Genomic DNA, 1,334 nt, shown 5'->3' with positions numbered 1-1,334 from the left:
CGACCGCGACAACGACGGCATTGCCTGCGAAAAGCGCTAGGGCCGGGAGCCTGCCGGGACTCTGATACCTGGGGCAGGCCCGGACGATCCAACGAAGTGCCACGAACGGCCGCTAAGCCATGAGGCTTAGCGGCCGTTTGCGTCCAATGGCGGAGTGTGGCGGAGTATGGCGGCGATAACGCGACCCGCCCCGACGGCCAGCGGCCGGCCTGACGTCAGCCGGCCCGCCTGCCTACCGCGCGGCGTCGACCTTGTCCAAGGCGTTCAGGGCACTCTCCATGGTCCCGGCCAGGTGGCTGGCGGGGGCCGGCTTGGCGAACAGGTAGCCCTGCAGGGAGTCGCAGCCGCGGTCCATCAGGTACTTGGCCTGCGCGGGCGTCTCGATGCCTTCCGCCGTGACTTTCAGGCCGAGGGCATGCGCTGCGCTGATCATGGTGGCGAAGAACGGGAGCTGTTCCTGGCCGGTCTTGATCATGGCCACGAAGGAGCGGTCGATCTTGACCTTGTCCAGGGGCAGTTCCTGGAGCCGGCCGAGCGTGGAATACCCGGTGCCGAAGTCGTCCATGGCAATCCGGACACCGGCGCCGCGCAGCTGCCGCAGCTGGCCCAGCACGTCCGAGGAGGCGTCGAAGAACACGCTCTCCGTCAGCTCAAGGGTGAGCTGGCGCGGGTCAACGCCCGTGGACGCGGCAATCGCCAGCACGTCCGCGGCGAAGTCCCGGTGCTGGAACTGCAGGCCCGAGACGTTCACGGCGACGCTGTAGGCAGGATCGCCGGCCAGCCAGGGCCGGATCTCGGCGCAGGCACGGCGCAGGACCTCGTCGCCGATCTCGCGGATCAGGCCGCTCTGCTCCGCGACGGGCAGGAACTGGTTCGGCGGCACCAGCCGCCCGTGCCGTTCCCACCGCGCAAACGCCTCGAACTGCACCACCGAACCGATGCCGGGAGAGACCACGGGCTGGTAGTGCACCGAGATCTGGCCCAGTTCGACGGCGCGCCGCAGCCCGGAATCGCCGTCGGCCTTGTGGGCCGCGGTGTTCAGCATCTCCGGCCGGAACCGCATCCAGTTGTTCTTCCCGGCAGCCTTCGCGGCGGTCATGGCGGCGTCGGCCTGCCGCAGCAGTTCCGCGCCGTCCAGCGTCTGCCCCGACTTCGACGCCAGTCCCATGCTCACGCCGGGCCGGACCATGGAGCCGCCCACGCGCAGGGGGGCGTAGAGGGACTCGGCGATCCGTTTGGCCACCGCGTCCGCGTTGAGGCATTCGGTCAGCAGCACCGCGAACTCGTCGCCGCCGAGCCGGGCCACCGTGTCATGCGGGCGGACGCAGTTGCGC

Annotated in this window: 1 protein-coding gene; it reads right to left on the bottom strand. The window is 69.9% G+C overall.

From position 1 onward, the window contains the following. Nucleotides 1–232: 232 nt before the first annotated feature. On the bottom strand, nt 233–1,334 hold a 1,102-nt coding region (locus LQV45_RS33025), incomplete at its 5' end, for a bifunctional diguanylate cyclase/phosphodiesterase (protein ID WP_230011887.1).

The organism is Microbacterium sp. Bi128 (genome assembly GCF_918698205.1).
This window is presented reverse-complemented; position numbering and strand designations above follow the sequence as displayed.